11 protein-coding genes, 1 pseudogene and 1 riboswitch are annotated in these 14,800 nt (G+C 70.1%); of the genes and pseudogenes, 8 read left to right on the forward strand and 4 right to left on the reverse strand.

Annotation, left to right across the window (positions count from 1 at the left end):
• Positions 1-38: 38 nt before the first annotated feature.
• Positions 39-167, forward strand: a pseudogene (locus tag ACXAHD_RS26950) (helix-turn-helix domain-containing protein); the annotation flags it as partial.
• Positions 168-301: 134 nt separating this feature from the next.
• Here ACXAHD_RS26950 and ACXAHD_RS26955 read toward each other — a convergent pair.
• Positions 302-1,003, reverse strand: a complete 702-nt coding sequence (locus tag ACXAHD_RS26955; RefSeq protein ID WP_475054068.1) for a class I SAM-dependent methyltransferase — start codon at positions 1,001-1,003, stop codon at positions 302-304.
• A 1,019-nt stretch (positions 1,004-2,022) separates the two neighbouring features.
• Here ACXAHD_RS26955 and ACXAHD_RS26960 point away from each other — a divergent pair.
• From ACXAHD_RS26960 to ACXAHD_RS26985, 6 genes are all read left to right on the forward strand, one after another.
• Positions 2,023-3,357: a quaternary amine ABC transporter ATP-binding protein gene (locus ACXAHD_RS26960; protein ID WP_281551656.1), complete on the forward strand. Its 1,335-nt coding sequence runs from the start codon at positions 2,023-2,025 to the stop codon at positions 3,355-3,357.
• Complete coding sequence (locus ACXAHD_RS26965; protein ID WP_281551657.1) at positions 3,354-4,241, forward strand: ABC transporter permease; 888 nt, start codon at positions 3,354-3,356, stop codon at positions 4,239-4,241. The genes ACXAHD_RS26960 and ACXAHD_RS26965 overlap by 4 nt, the downstream gene beginning before the upstream one ends.
• A 156-nt stretch (positions 4,242-4,397) precedes the next feature.
• Positions 4,398-5,309 carry a glycine betaine ABC transporter substrate-binding protein gene (locus ACXAHD_RS26970; RefSeq protein WP_475054072.1) on the forward strand — a complete coding sequence of 304 codons (912 nt, stop codon included), beginning with the start codon at positions 4,398-4,400 and terminating at the stop codon, positions 5,307-5,309.
• A gap of 249 nt (positions 5,310-5,558) precedes the next feature.
• Positions 5,559-7,124 (forward strand): aldehyde dehydrogenase family protein, encoded by a 1,566-nt coding sequence (locus ACXAHD_RS26975; RefSeq protein ID WP_475054075.1) that lies wholly within the window; start codon positions 5,559-5,561, stop codon positions 7,122-7,124.
• Positions 7,124-8,518, forward strand: a complete 1,395-nt coding sequence (locus ACXAHD_RS26980) for an aminotransferase class III-fold pyridoxal phosphate-dependent enzyme (RefSeq protein WP_475054078.1) — start codon at positions 7,124-7,126, stop codon at positions 8,516-8,518. The genes ACXAHD_RS26975 and ACXAHD_RS26980 overlap by 1 nt, the downstream gene beginning before the upstream one ends.
• On the forward strand, positions 8,515-9,831 hold the full coding sequence (locus ACXAHD_RS26985) for an aminotransferase family protein (RefSeq protein ID WP_281551661.1): 1,317 nt from the start codon (positions 8,515-8,517) through the stop codon (positions 9,829-9,831). The genes ACXAHD_RS26980 and ACXAHD_RS26985 overlap by 4 nt, the downstream gene beginning before the upstream one ends.
• Positions 9,832-9,880: 49 nt before the next feature.
• Here ACXAHD_RS26985 and ACXAHD_RS26990 read toward each other — a convergent pair whose 3' ends face one another.
• Together ACXAHD_RS26990 and ACXAHD_RS26995 are read right to left on the reverse strand one after the other, a co-directional pair.
• Positions 9,881-10,858: a ribonucleotide-diphosphate reductase subunit beta gene (locus ACXAHD_RS26990; protein WP_475054091.1), complete on the reverse strand. Its 978-nt coding sequence runs from the start codon at positions 10,856-10,858 to the stop codon at positions 9,881-9,883.
• Positions 10,859-10,953: 95 nt separating this feature from the next.
• On the reverse strand, positions 10,954-13,359 hold the full coding sequence (locus tag ACXAHD_RS26995) for a ribonucleoside-diphosphate reductase subunit alpha (protein ID WP_475054082.1): 2,406 nt from the start codon (positions 13,357-13,359) through the stop codon (positions 10,954-10,956).
• Positions 13,360-13,498: 139 nt separating this feature from the next.
• A riboswitch (cobalamin riboswitch) is annotated at positions 13,499-13,708 on the reverse strand.
• Positions 13,709-13,803: 95 nt separating this feature from the next.
• Between ACXAHD_RS26995 and ACXAHD_RS27000 the strand changes: the two genes are divergently transcribed.
• Positions 13,804-13,989 carry a hypothetical protein gene (locus tag ACXAHD_RS27000; protein ID WP_475054085.1) on the forward strand — a complete coding sequence of 62 codons (186 nt, stop codon included), beginning with the start codon at positions 13,804-13,806 and terminating at the stop codon, positions 13,987-13,989.
• Between the two features lie 10 nt (positions 13,990-13,999).
• Here ACXAHD_RS27000 and ACXAHD_RS27005 read toward each other — a convergent pair.
• On the reverse strand, positions 14,000-14,800 hold an 801-nt coding region (locus ACXAHD_RS27005; protein WP_475054088.1), incomplete at its 5' end, for an ROK family protein.

Raw genomic sequence — 14,800 nt, forward strand, 5'->3', positions numbered from 1 at the left:
CGGAGCATGCACCGATGACCGCGCCCGGCCGCCACCGCATCGCCGACCAGCCCATCGGCCGGCGGATCGCCCAACTCCGCGCCCGACGCGGACTCACCCAACAGGTCTTCGCGAACCGGATCGGCAAACCCCACTCGTGGGTTGACAAGGTCGAACGCGGCATCCGCTGCGGGTGTACCACCCCTCTACCTCCGCCGCAGGCACCGCCGTACAGGTTCTTTCGGACACGGCTTATCCGGGCGTCAAGGGACTCGGCTGACCGTCGCCGCGTCGTCGATGTCCACTGCAGTTCCGCCGGTGGTCAGCCGTGCTGGACGAAGGCGATCTTTTCGTAGACGTGGACGGCCCGTACGGGTAGGGCGGGCCGTCCGTGCCACCCCGCCCAGTGCCGTCGGTTCACATCGTCGCAGAGGCTCTGGACGAGTCCGACGGATGTGCCTTGGTCTCCGGGCGGGCCGCCGCCGTACTCGTCGAGGTAGGCCGTCGACATGTCCTCGATGATGTAGAAGCCCGACGGTCGCAAGTGGTCGACGAAGAGTGCGTCGAACGATGCCCGGATGTGCGCGTTGACGTGGCTACCGTCGTCGATAACGACGTCGAATGGCCCGTACCGGCGCCCGAGCTCCCGCAGGTAGGTCTGGTCGGACTGGTCGCCGCGGTGAACGTGGATTCGCGGCTCGTCGATCTGCTTCTCGGCGATGTCGAGGCCGTGGATCTGGCCACGCTGGAAGTAGTCCCGCCAGGTGCGCAGCGACGAGCCTCCCCAGGTGGTTGAGTCGTAGCCGCCGATGCCGATTTCGAGCAGGTTGATCGGGCGGTCGCGGAGGTCGCCGAGATGCCGCTCGTACAGCGCGGCGTAGCCGTGTCCGCGGCCCTTGTCGGTGTCGTAGACCCTGGCCAGCAGGGTCAGGTTGCGGCGCACGACAGGTGCCACGAGCCGTTGGACGCGGATGATCCGCTGGTCACCGATGGCGTGCCGGATTCTCGCCCGAGTACTGAGCATAGACAGGACTATAGGCGGTTTTGCCCAATTATGCGGGGCAGTCAGGCAAGAGACCGGATCGACCGCAGTGATCCACTCAGTGGTCGGGTCGACAGTTCCACCCGCAAGGGCTCCCGTCGGGCGCCACGAATGTCGCTGCCCGACCGACACTGAACATGCAACTTTCTCGACCGTCAGGTCAGGGTGCCCATCTCCAGAACCGCCTTCGGGCTGCGAAGTCCGGGTGAGCCAGCACGGCTTGTGGGTGGGAAGTAGTCGGAGGCAGCGGCCCAGCGGGGGAGGTGGCTCATCGGGCGAGGTGCCAGGGCGGCAGAGGCAGGGAGCAGAGCCACAGAGGTGAAGGGCAGGACGGCAGGGCGGTGCAGAGAGGTTAGCGCGCTCATCGCCACGCAAACCCTTGCCCGCTCATTTGCACCAACCATTCACGACGATCGAGCGGCACTTCGGGCACCGCACTCCCCCACACCCTGCCAGCACATTTTACGAAACTCGATTACTGATTCACCGTCGAGAGATCACGTTCAACCCGAACCGTCGCCCCGGCCGCCCTTTTCCGCAGATCAGCAGTGGCCCACCCAGTTGCCGATGAATTGTTATCCAGGTAGCTACGGCGACCTGCGGCACAGACCTCCGCCGGGCGCCCTTGGGCGTCGCCGCCGCAGGTCAGGGCCCTACCCCCGGGATAACCGGAAGTTCCTCGTCATACCTCGCATCTCGGGCCGGCGAGCGCGGTGTGCGCTTTGCCGCACCGCCAGCACACATACCTGATTCGGTGGCGATACCGTCGACAATGGAACAGCTGGAATGGCAGCACCGCCCCCAGACACCCCGTGCGAGATGTCCGAAACATCCCGTACGGGGATGTTTTTCGTTCGTGGCAGACCGTCGGGTATGGTCGGGTGCAAACCCCCACCACAGACCTGGTTTGACTTGCCCACCGACCGTCCGACGGCTCGATTTCGGTCGATGAACACCTGCCGTGTGCGTCGATTGGGACCAGCGTCACGACATTCGTTGGAATGGAGATCGTGTCCGCAATCGTCGTGAAATCGTTGTACAAAATTTTCGGCAAACGTGCTGACAAGGCGCTCGAGCGCCTCAAGACCAGCCAACCCGATGCTCCGGCGAACCTGGGCGGCGCCACCGCAGCCGTCGTCGACGCCAACTTCGAGGTCCGGCCCGGCGAGATCTTCGTCGTGATGGGGCTCTCCGGGTCCGGGAAGTCCACCCTGATCCGGATGCTGAACGGCCTGCTCACCCCGACCGGCGGCTCGGTCGAGGTCGACGGCGTCGACCTGACCAAGCTCAAGCCGGCCGCGCTGCGCAAGCTGCGCCGCGAGAAGATCAGCATGGTCTTCCAGCACTTCGCGCTGCTGCCGCACCGCTCGGTGCTGGAGAACGCCGGCTACGCGCTGGAGGCGGCCGGGCTGCCCCGCGCCGAACGGCGGGAGCGGGCGATGGAGGCACTGCGCCTGGTCGGTCTGGACCGCTGGGCGGACAAACTGCCCCAGGAGCTGTCCGGCGGGATGCGCCAGCGGGTCGGCCTGGCCCGGGCGTTGGCGGCCGGCACCGACATCATGCTGATGGACGAGGCGTTCTCCGCCCTCGACCCGCTGATCCGCCGCGAGGTGCAGGACCAGTTGCTGGACCTGCAGGCTCAGCTCGGCAAGACGATCGTCTTCATCACCCACGACCTCAATGAGGCGATGCGCCTCGGTGACCGGATCGCCGTGATGCGCTCCGGCCGGATCGTCCAGCTCGGCACCGCCGAGGAGATCCTCACCGACCCGTCGAACGACTACGTCGCACAGTTCGTGGCGGACGTCGACCGTACCCGCATCCTCACCGCCTCATCGGTGATGGAGCGACCGCTCGGCGTCGTCGACGTCAACTCCGGTCCCCGGGTCGCCGCCCGGATCCTCCGGGAGACCCAGACCTCCGCGATCTATGTCACAGGCAAGAACAAGCAGTTCCTCGGTACGGTCTCCGACGACGTCATCGACCAGGCGGTCCGCGACGGCCGGCGGAACCTGCAGGACGTGGTGACCACCGACCACGTCCGGGTCGCCGGGGAAGACACCCCGGTCGCCGAGTTGTTCACCCCCTGTGCGGAAAGTTCGCACCCGCTCGCCGTGACCGACGCCACTGGCCGGCTCGCCGGCGTGATCCCCCGGATCACCCTGCTCACCGCGCTCGGCAGCATCGGCAGCGACGCCGGCAACGGGACCAGCGACGGGACCAGCGACGACGCCGAGCCGACCAGTTCCAGCGAGGTGGGCACCATCACCGCGACAGTCCCCGATCAGGCAACCCCGGCTGATGCAGTGCTGAGCCCGGAGGGAGACCGTTCATGAACGCCGCTGACGGCATTGACAGCATCCTCCCGTACGTCCGGATCGGCGCGGCGTTCGAGTTCGTCGTCGACTGGACGACCGAGTACCTGGGTGCGCTCTTCGACGGGATCTCGACGTTCGTCGAGTCGCTGGTGGATCCCCTGGTCGACGTGCTGCTCGCACCGCCGGCGATCGTCGTGGTGCTGATCTTCGCGGCGCTCGGCTGGTGGCTGCGCGGGTGGAAGTTCGGCATCGGCACCGCCGTCGGGCTCGGCATCGTCGCCGGCATGCCCTACTGGGAAGAGACCATGAGTACGCTGGCGTTGGTGCTGGTGGCGAGTGCTCTGTCGCTGGCGATAGCGGTCCCGCTCGGGATCCTGATCGCGGAGAACCAGCGGGCCGCGGCGGTGACCCGTCCGGTGCTCGACCTGATGCAGACGTTGCCGGCGTTCGTCTACCTGATCCCGGCGATCTTCTACTTCGGCATTGGCGCCGTCCCCGGGGTGATCGCTACGGTGGTGTTCAGTATGCCGCCGGGGGTCCGGCTGACCCAGTTGGGCCTGCGACAGATCGACCGCGAGGTGATCGAGGCCGGCGAGGCGTTCGGCGCGTCGCCCTGGGCGGTCCTGCTCCGTACCAAGCTGCCGCTCGCCCTGCCGACCATCATGCAGGGGGTCAACCAGGTGATCATGCTGGCGTTGTCGATGGTCGTCATCGCCGGGATGGTCGGGGCCGGCGGCCTCGGCGAAGTGATCAACACCGCACTCGCCCGGCTCCAGGTCGGCCAGGGCTTCGAAGGCGGCATGGCCGTGGTGATCCTGGCGGTGGTGCTCGACCGGCTGACCGACTCGATCGGGGCCCGTACCCGGTCGGCGAAGGCCCAGCGGGCGCTGCAGGAAGCCTGACCCGCAAGTCCGACCGGACCGGCCCGACCCGAGACCGAACCAGAGCTGAACCGTATCCGAACCGAGATCCCGCAGGGAGGGTCACCGGTGCCGGCGCCCTGCCTCGCTGCCGCGAGTACGCCGGTGTAGGGCAACACGATGGAAGGACGACAACGAATGTTCCGCAACAACCCGCTACGCCGGGCCGCAGTGGCGGCTACCGCCGCCCTGGCCCTGGGGCTCGCCGCCTGCGGCAGCGACACCGACAGCGACACCGGCAGCGACAACGGTTCCGACGCCGTCGACAAGAGCATCACCATCGGCTACATGGCCTGGGACGAGGCGATTGCCGCTTCCTACCTGTGGCAGAACATCCTTGAGGCCGAGGGGTACGAGGTCGAGCTGACCAACGTCGAAGCCGGTGTGGTCTACTCCGGTCTGGCCTCCGGTGACATCGACCTGTTCCTGGACGGCTGGCTGCCGCAGACGCACGCCTCCTACATGGAGGAGTACAGCGACGACCTGGAGACGATCGGGGTCTGGTACGACAACGCCAGCCTGAGCATCGCCGTCCCCGCCTACGTGGACGGGGTCGACTCGCTGGCGGACCTGGCCGACAACGCCGAACTGTTCAACAACGAGATCATCGGCATCGAGCCGGGTGCCGGTCTGACCGCCGCCACCCAGGACAACGTCATGCCGACCTACGGGCTGGACGACTACGAGCTGCGGACCTCGTCCACCCCGGCGATGCTCGCCGCGCTGCAGAGCGCGATCGGCGACGAGGAGCCGATCGTGGTGACCCTGTGGCACCCGCACTGGGCCTACTCGAACTACGAGCTGAAGGACCTGGCCGACCCGGAGGGCACCCTGGGTACCGCCGAGGAGATCACCACGCTGGCCCGGACCGGGTTCAGCGCGGACTTCCCCGAGGTGACCGCGATGCTGGAGAAGTTCCAGATGGACGACCAGCAGCTCGGTTCGCTGGAGGACCTGATGTTCAACGTGCACGAGGGTGACGAGCCGGCCGCGGTCGAGGCGTGGCTTTCGGAGAACCCTGACTACCTGTCCACCCTGGGTGTCTCCTGACCCGGAGCGACTGACCGAAACACCACGGACCGGGGTGTCCGGGCTGGCCTGACGGCCGGTCCGGGCGCCCCGGTCCCGTCTGTCGTGAGCCCTGCAGCAGCCTCCGGCGGCCCGGCAGCGGCCCTGCTCGGCGGAGAAGTTCTTGCTTCTGATACGCGGTGCGCAGTAGATTTTCCTGCATGACGCGATGATGTCTGGAATTTTTGCCACCCTTCACCGGGGTGCCGTCCTGCCGAAAGGAGTTCTTCCGTGGCCGCACGCTTCCGGGTCACCTACGCGACCCTGTCCGCTGACAACGAGGACCTGCACACGGCGTACGAGGACGGCGCGGACCGGGCGCGGGCCTGGCTGGGTCAGCGCCTGACTCCGGTGGTCGACGGCACCGTCCGGCCCGGGGTCGACCCGGCCGAGCTGGTCAGCCCCGGCGACGTGACGCTCAAGCTGGCCACCGTCACCGCCGCCACCGACCAGGACGTCGACGCGGCCGTCACGGCCGCTCACGCCGCAGCGCCCGGCTGGGCCGCGACACCGTGGCCGGACCGGGTCGCGGTGCTGCGCCGGGCGGCTGACCTGATCAGCGACCGCTCCAACGAGTACGCCGCGCTGATGAGCATGGAGGTCGGCAAGAACCGGCTGGAGGCGCTCGGCGACGTCGAGGAGTCGGCGGACCTGATCCGCTACTACTGCGACATGTACGACAAGCACCACGGTTTCGACCTGCCGATGGCGACCATCGCCGCGAACGAGTCCACCCGCAGTGTGCTCAAGCCGTACGGGGTCTGGGCGGTGATCAGCCCGTTCAACTTCCCGATGGCGTTGACCGCCGGGCCGGCCGGCGCGGCGCTGGTCGCCGGCAACACCCTCGTCCTCAAGCCCAGCCTGCAGGGCACCTTCTCGGCCTGGAAGTTCTTCGAGTGCCTGGTCGACGCCGGACTGCCGAACGGGGTCGCGCACTTCCTTCCCGGCGGCGACGACCCGGGCCGGGCGCTGGTGGCGCACGCCGGCGTCGGCGGCCTCACCTTCACCGGATCGTACGAGACCGGCATGTCGATCATCCGGGCGTTCGCCGGCGCCTACCCGAGACCCGTCGTCTGCGAGATGGGCGGCAAGAACGCCGCGATCGTCTCGGCCCGGGCCGACCTGGACCGGGCGGTCTCCGGCATCGCCCGCTCCGCGTTCGGCTTCTCCGGCCAGAAGTGTTCGGCCTGCTCCCGGGTTTACGTGGCGCGCGAACTCCACGACGAGTTCGTCACCCGGCTCGCCGAGCGGGCCGAGTCGCTGGTCGTCGGTGACCCGTTGGCCCGCGACACGTACCTCGGTCCGGTCATCGACGCCGCCGCCGTACGCCGCTACGGCGAGGCCGTCGCGCACGCCGCGACCATCGGCCGGGTGGTCACCGGCGGCCAGGTGCTCGCCGGGGTCGACGGCCGCCCCGACGGCTACTACCTGGCGCCGGCCGTCGTCGCCGACGTACCGCCCGACGACGACCTGTTCCAGCGCGAGCTGTTCGTGCCGTTCGTGGCGGTCAGCCCGGTCGACTCGGTCGACGAGGGCCTGGACCGGGCCAACAGCGTGCCGCTGGGCCTGACCGCCGGGTTCTTCTCCACCGACCAGGGCGAGATCGACCACTTCCTCGACCGGATCGAAGCCGGCGTCGTCTACGTCAACCGGCCGGCCGGCGCCACCACCGGTGCCTGGCCCGGGGTGCAGCCGTTCGGCGGCTGGAAGGGCTCCGGCAGCACCGGCAAGGCCGGTGGCGGACCGTACTACCTCCAGCAGTTCCTCCGCGAGCAGTCGCAGACGGTGGTGGCCTGATGACGACGATCCCCGACTGGTTCGACCCGGACCGCCCGCAACCGCACCTGGTCACCGAACTGCCCGGACCGCAGGCCCGCGAAGTGCTGGCCCGCGACCAAGCGGTGACCAGCCCGTCGCTGCCCCGCGCCTACGCGATCGCGCCCCGGCGCGGCCACGGTACCGTCGTCGAGGACGTCGACGGCAACCTGTTCCTCGACTTCAACGCCGGGATCGCGGTCACCTCCACCGGCCACTGCCACCCGAGCGTCGTCGAAGCGGTGCAGCAGCAGGCCGCGACCCTGCTGCACTACTCGGCCAGCGACTTCTACCTGCCGCTGTACGGCCAGATGTGCCAGGCGCTGGCCGCGACCGCGCCGATGGACGGGCCGGTACGGGTCTTCCTGACCAACTCCGGGGCCGAGGCCGTCGAGGGCGCGCTGAAGCTGTCCCGGTACGCCACCGGCCGGCAGTACGTGATCAGCTTCTACGGATCGTTCCACGGCCGCACCTACGGGGCGATGACGCTGACCGGGTCGAAGTCCAAGTACCACAAGGGATTCGGCCCGCTGCTGCCCGGCGTGCTGCACGCGCCCTACGCACCAGCCTCGCTGGACTTCATCGAGGAGGTGCTGTTCGAGCACCAGGTGGATCCGAGCGAGGTCGCGGCGATCTTCGTCGAACCGATCCAGGGTGAGGGTGGCTTCATCGTGCCGCCGGCCGGCTGGCTCGCCCGGCTGCGGCGGATCTGCGACCGGCACGGGATCCTGCTCGTCGCCGACGAAGTGCAGTGCGGCATGGGCCGCACCGGCCGGATGTGGGCGATCGAGCACACCGGCGTACAGCCGGACATCCTGATCAGCGCGAAAGGCATCGCCTCCGGCCTGCCACTGGGCGCGTTCCTGGCCCGGTCCGAGCTGATGGAGGCCTGGGGTCCGGGCGCGCACGGCTCCACCTACGGCGGCAGCCCGGTGCCGTGCGCCGCCGGCCTCGCCACCCTGCGGGTCATCCAGGAGGAGGGCCTGCTCGACAACGCCACCGAGCAGGGTGAGTTCCTGCTCGCCGGGCTGCGCGAACTGCAGCAGGCGTACCCGCAGCTACTCGTCGACGTGCGCGGGGTCGGCTTGATGATCGGCGTCGAGTTCCCCACCGGCGAGATCGCCGGCCAGGTACAGCAGGCGGCGTTCAGTCGCGGCCTGCTGGTGCTGGAGGCCGGCGTCAACGCGGTACGGATGTCGCCGCCCCTGGTGATCACCCGGGCCCAGGCGCAGACCGGTCTGCGGCTGTTCGGCGCCGCCGTCGCCGAGGTTGCCGCCGACATGCAGGCCGCCGGCAACGGAAAGGTCGCCGGCAACGGAAAGGCCCCAGCCGGCGGGGAGATCGCAGCCGGCGGGGCCGTCGCCGTACCGGGATGAGCCACGTCTTCGGCCGGGTGTCCGACGACGCGCCACGGATCGCCTCGGCGTTCGGCGCGCAGCTGTGGGACACCACCGGCAAGCGCTACCTCGACGCGGCCGCCGGGGCGATCGTCGTCGGCATCGGCCACGGCGTCACCGAGGTGGTCCGGGCGCAGGCCGAGCAGGCCGGCGCGGTCGCGTACGCGCACGGCTCGATGTTCCGCGCCGACGTGCTGGAGGAGTACGCCGCCGAGCTCGCGGCCGTACTGCCGATGGACGATCCGTTGGTCTTCCCGGTCTCCGGCGGCAGCGAGGCGGTAGAGACCGCGCTGAAGATGGCCCGCGCCTACCACCTGGCCCGGGGCGAGGACCGGCACCTCGTCGTCGGCCGGGTCGGCTCCTACCACGGCAACTCCCGGGGCGCGTTGGACGTCTCCGGCCGGGCCGGGCTGCGTGCGCCGTACCTGCCGTGGCTGGGGCAGGCGGTGCACACCTCGACCCCGTACGAGTACCGCTGCCCGTTCCCGGACACCCATCCGGTCGGCTGCGGGGCGCGGCACGCGGCGGCGCTGGCGCAGCTGTGCCGGGCCCGGCCGGTCGCGGCGTTCATCGCCGAGCCGATCGCCGGGGCCGGGCTGGGTGCCTGCGTCCCGCCGGACGACTACTTGCCGGCCGTCGCCGAGGTCTGCCGCCGGTACGGAGTGCTGCTCATCGCCGACGAGGTGATGACCGGCTTTGGCCGCACCGGCACCTGGTTCGGCGTCGACCACTGGGGCGTACGCCCGGACATCCTGGTCGCGGCGAAGGGGGCCAGTTCGGGCTACTGGCCGCTGGGCTTGGCCGTCGCCGCCGGCCCGGTGCACGACACGATCGCGCGCACCGGTTTCACCCACGGGTTCACCTACTCGCACCACCTGGTCGGGGCGGCCACCGGCCGGGCGGTGCTGCGGGTGCTGCGGGAGCGTGACCTCGTCACGGCCGGCCGGCGGGCCGGCGAGTCGCTGCGCCGGGCCCTGCGCCGGGAACTGGCCGACTCGCCGTACGTCGGGGACGTCCGCGGTCGCGGCCTGCTGGTCGGCGTCGAACTGGTCGCCGACCGGCAGACCGCGCGGCCGTACGCCCGTACCGCCCGGGTCGCCGAACGGGTCGTCGCCGCCGCCCGGCACGCCGGTCTGCTGCTCTACAGCGGTACCGGCTGCGCCGACGGCGTCAACGGTGACGTGATCCTGCTCGGCCCGCCGCTGGTCGTCTCCGCCGACGAGGTCGAGGAGATCGCGGTCGGCACGGCGGCGGCGATCCGCACCGTGACGGAGCGGGCCGAGGCGGGGTAGCCGACCTTCGCGGAACAGCCGGCCCCGCCGGCCCGGGCCGGTACGCGGGTCAGAAGTCGTCGTCGAAGGTCACCGAGCCGGTCACCCCGACCTGGTACGCCGACACCCGCCGCTCGAAGAAGTTGGACAGCTCCTGCACGTCCTGCAGCTCCATGAAGGCGAACGGGTTCTTCGACCCGTACATCGGCTCGATGCCGAGCACCGCGAGCCGCCGGTCGGCGACGTGCTGCAGATACTCCCGCATGTCGGCCAATGACATCCCGGACACGCCCTGGTCGAGCAGGTCCGCGGCGAACTGCACCTCGCACTCCACCGCCTCGGCCAGCATCTGCCTGACCTGCTCCTCCATCTCGGCGTCGAACAGCTCCGGCTCCTCGGCGCGGACCGTGTCCACCACGTCGAAGGCGAACGCCATGTGCATCGACTCGTCGCGGAACACCCAGTTGGTGCCCGAGGCAAGGCCGTGCAGCAGCCCCCGGGACCGCAGGAAGTACACGTACGCGAATGCGCCGTAGAAGAACAGCCCTTCGATGCAGGCGGCGAAGCAGATCAGGTTCAGCAGGAAGGCCCGCCGGTCGGCGCGGGTACGCAGCTCCCGCAACTCAAAGATCGAGTCGATCCACCTGAAGCAGAACTCGGCCTTGCGGGCGATCGACGGGATGTTCTCCACCGCCGCGAACGCCGCGAACCGCTCCCGCTCGTCCGGCACGTAGGTGTCCAGCAGGTTCAGGTAGAACTGGACGTGCACCGCCTCCTCGAACAGCTGCCGGGACAGGTAGAGCCGGCCTTCCGGAGAGTTGACGTGCTGGTAGAGGTTGAGCACCAGGTTGTTCGCGACGATGGTGTCGCCGGTGGCGAAGAACGCCACTAGCCGGGACACCAGGTGCTGCTCGGCCGGCGACAGCTTGGCCAGATCGGCGAGGTCGGAGTGCAGGTCGACCTCCTCCACCGTCCAGGTGTTCCTGATCGCGTCCCGGAACCGGTCGAAGAACTGCGGGTACCGCATCGGGCGCAGGGTCAGATCCATGCCGGGGTCGAGCAGCAGCTGCTGCCGACCCACGCCAGTCGCGGCGTCGCTGGCGGCGGCGGTCGCGGTTGCGCTGCTGGTTTCGGAAACGGTGGTCACTGGCAGGCCTCACAACTTTCGGGGTTTTCCAGGGAGCAGGCCAACGCGTCGTCGTCGCTGGTCGCGACGACTGGCCCGGCGGTCGGCGCGATACCGACCGTGGCCTGCTGGATCCGGGTCGCCGGACGCGACCGCAGGTAATAGGTGGTCTTCAGCCCCGACTTCCAGGCGTACAGGTACATCGAGGACAGCTTGCCGATGGTCGGTGCGCTGAGGAACAGGTTCAGTGACTGCGACTGGTCGATGTACGGGGCACGGGCGGCGGCCAGGTCGATCAACGCACGTTGCGGCAGCTCCCATGCGGTACGGAACAGCTCCCGCACGTCGGCGGGCACGTTCGCGACGCCCTGCACCGACCCCTCGGCCCGCTTGATCTGTTCCCGGACCGGTGCCGTCCACAGCCCGCGTGCCTTCAGCTCGCCGACCAGGTAGGTGTTGATCTGGAGGAACTCCCCGGACATCGTCTCGCGCTTGAACAGGTTCGACACCTGCGGCTCGATGCACTCGTAGCAGCCGGCGATCGAGGCGATCGTGGCGGTCGGCGCGATCGCGACCAGCAGCGAGTTCCGCAGGCCGTGTGCGTCGATCGTCGACCGCAGTCGGGCCCACCGCTCGGGCTGGCCCGGCTCGGCCCCCCACAGGTCCGGGTGCAGCTCGCCCCGGGCGGCGCGGGTCTCGGCGTACGCCGGATGCGGGCCGAACCGTTCGGCGAGCCCGGCGGAGGTCTCCAGCGCGGTCAGGAAGATCTCCTCCTGGACGCGGGTGGACAGCTCCCGAGCCTGTGACGAGTCGAACGGCAGCCGCAACGCGAACAGCGCGTCCTGCAGGCCCATCAGCCCCAGCCCGACCGGCCGCCACCGCGGGTTCGACGCCGCCGCCTGCGCCGCCGGGTAGTAGTTGATGTCGATCACCCGGTCGAGGAACACCACGGCGGTACGGACCGTGGCGCGCAGCTTGTCCCAGTTGACGCCGTCGGCGGTGACGTGCGCGCCGAGGTTGACCGACCCGAGGTTGCACACCGCGGTCTCGGTGTCGCTGTTGACCTCGAGGATCTCGGTGCACAGATTGGACAGGTGGATCGTGTTGCCCGGCGCGCCGGTCTGGTTGGACAGCCGGTTCGCGGCGTCCTTGAACGTCATCCAGCCGTTGCCGGTCTGCGCCAGGGTGCGCATCATCCGCCCGTACAGGTCGCGGGCCTTGACCGTCCGGACCGCTTTCTTCTCCGCCGCGCGGTACGCCTCGTCGAACGCCTCGCCGTACAGGTCGGGTAGCTCGGGTGCGTCGGACGGGTCGATCAGCGACCAGTCGGCGTCCGCCTCGACCCGCCGCATGAACTCGTCCGGGATCCAGTTGGCCAGGTTGAGGTTGTGGGTGCGCCGGGCGTCCTCGCCGGTGTTGTCCCGCAGCTCCAGGAACTCCTCGACGTCCGGGTGCCACGGCTCCAGGTAGACGCAGGCGGCGCCCTTGCGGCGGCCGCCCTGGTTGACCGCCGCGACCCCGGCGTCGAGGGTCTTGAGGAACGGCACGATGCCGTTCGACCTGCCGTTGGTGCCCCGGATCAGCGCGCCCCGGCCACGGATCCGCGACCAGGAGATGCCGATCCCGCCGGAGAACTTCGACAGCTTCGCCACCTGGTGGTAACGCTCGTAGATCGAGTCGAGCTCGTCGCGCGGCGAGTCGACCAGGAAGCACGACGACATCTGGGTGTGCCGGGTGCCCGAGTTGAACAGGGTCGGTGAGCTGGGCAGGTAGGCCAGGCTGGACATCAGCCGGTAGAAGTCGATCGCCTCGGCCGGCGTCTGGGACAGCCCGCAGGCCACCCGCAGCAGCCAGTACTGCGGCGTCTCCACCACCAGCCGGGTGCGCGGATGCCGCAGCAGGTAGCGATCGGCCACCGTACGCAGCCCGAAGTACTCGAAGCGCCGGTCGCCGTCGACGTCCACTGCGTCGTCGAGTTTGCGGGCGTTGCGGGCCACGAACGCGGCGGTGTCGTCGCCGATCAGCCCGAGGCCGTGGGCGTAGCGGATGGACTGGCTGAAGCTCGCCACCTGCTGGCCGCGGACCTCCTTGTCCACGTAGGCGGCGAGCAGCCGGGCCGCCAGTTTCGAGTACTGCGGCTCCTCGCCGATCAGCTCCGCCGCCGTCTGGATCGACAGCTTGTCCAGCTCGGCGGTCGTCGCTCCGTCGTACAGTCCGCTGATCGTCTTGGTCGCCACCCGCAGCGGATCGACCTCGTCCAGGTCGGTGACCCAGCGTTCGACCGCCTTGACGATCTTGTTGACGTCCACCGGTTCGGTGTCGCCGTTGCGCTTGCGCACCTGCATCGCGTGCCGGCGCTGCTCGGCAACCGTGCGGTCGGGCGCGGCCGTGTCGGGCGCGGCCCGGTCGTGAATCGTCGTCATGTCCCCCTCCTCATGCCTGTCCACCGGTCGACGGACACGCGGGGAGGACGCCGCCGGTCACCCACCTGGCGGCTGCTCCGCCGGGTGTCGACCGGTCGTCGGCGTCGGCCGTCCCGCGCGGCCTTCGACCGCCGCACGCGTCGCGTGCGGCACGCTGGCAGGTCTTCGGACTCGTGGGCGCCGTGTTCGTGCCTACTGGCCGTCGCTTCCCGGACCCGCGACGGGTCCAGTGCTCGGTGACGGCGGTCGTACCCACTCACCGCTGCGGGGCAGTCCCGGACTCACACCGGGTTCCCTCTTGCCTCGACCACCGCCGAGGGGTGGTCGAACCAGCTGCGAGGTACACCATATATGGGTGCGAGCCAGAAGACGCAACACCAGATACTGTGTTCGGCGTGTCGCGACGTCAGGTCGCTGCCAGGTACGCGGAGGAGGGTCCGTCGGGTGAGAACCGTGGTGTGGGGTGGGCACGGGGCGATGCTCGGCCGACTCCTCGTCCTCGTCGTCGGCATGCTCAGCATCCAGGCGACCGGGCTGCGGCCCGGTGCCAGCGGTGGCGACGGGGTCGGCGGAGGAGGTGGCGGCATGGCGGCTGGCGCCGAGCCAGTCATCGACCTCGACCGGCGCTGACCTGGCCGGCTCAACCGGCGCTGACCTGGCCGGCTCGACCGGCGCTGACCCGGCGGGCGAGCAGCGCGGCACCGGCCAGCACGGCGGCGTTACCGAGCCGGGCGGTCCGCACCGGCAGCCGGTCGATGCCGGGCAGCGCCGCCGTGTGCAGCGCGGCGCGCACCCCCGCGACGAACCGGTCACCGAGTCCGACCACGCCGCCGCCGAGGACGACCACCTCGGGGTCCAACAGGTTGGCGGCGGTGGCCAACCCGGCACCGAGCACCTGGGCCGCCAGATCGGTCACCTCGACCGCAACCGGGTCGCCGGCGGCGGCCGCCGCCGCGACCTCCTCCAGCGGCGGCGGTGCGCCGCGACCGGTCCGGGCCGCGTACTCGGCGGCGATCGCCGGACCAGCCGCGTACGCCTCGACGTGGTCGACCGCGCCGCAGCCACAGCGTCGGCCGAAGTGCCGGGCGGCCGGCAGATGCCCGACGCTGCCGGCGAACCCGTGCCGGCCCACCACCAGCTCGCCGCCGACCACGATCGCGCCGCCGATCCCGGTGCCGGCGGCGACGACGAGCGCGTCCCGGGCGTCGGCGGCGGCACCGCAGGATGCCTCGCCGACAGCCATCGCGTGTACGTCGTTGGACACCACGACCGGCAGGTCGAGGGCGGCGGTGAACGCCGCCCGCACGTCGGTGCCCCGCCAGCCGGGCAGGGTGTCGGTGGCGTGGGCGACCCGACCCGCCGGGTCGACGGTGCCGGCGGTGCCGACCCCGCAGGCGACCGGGGTCCGCGCCGCCTCCCGCCCGACCTCGCGGGCCAGGCC

The sequence above is a fragment of the Micromonospora sp. ABR4_055 genome (genome assembly GCF_056160425.1).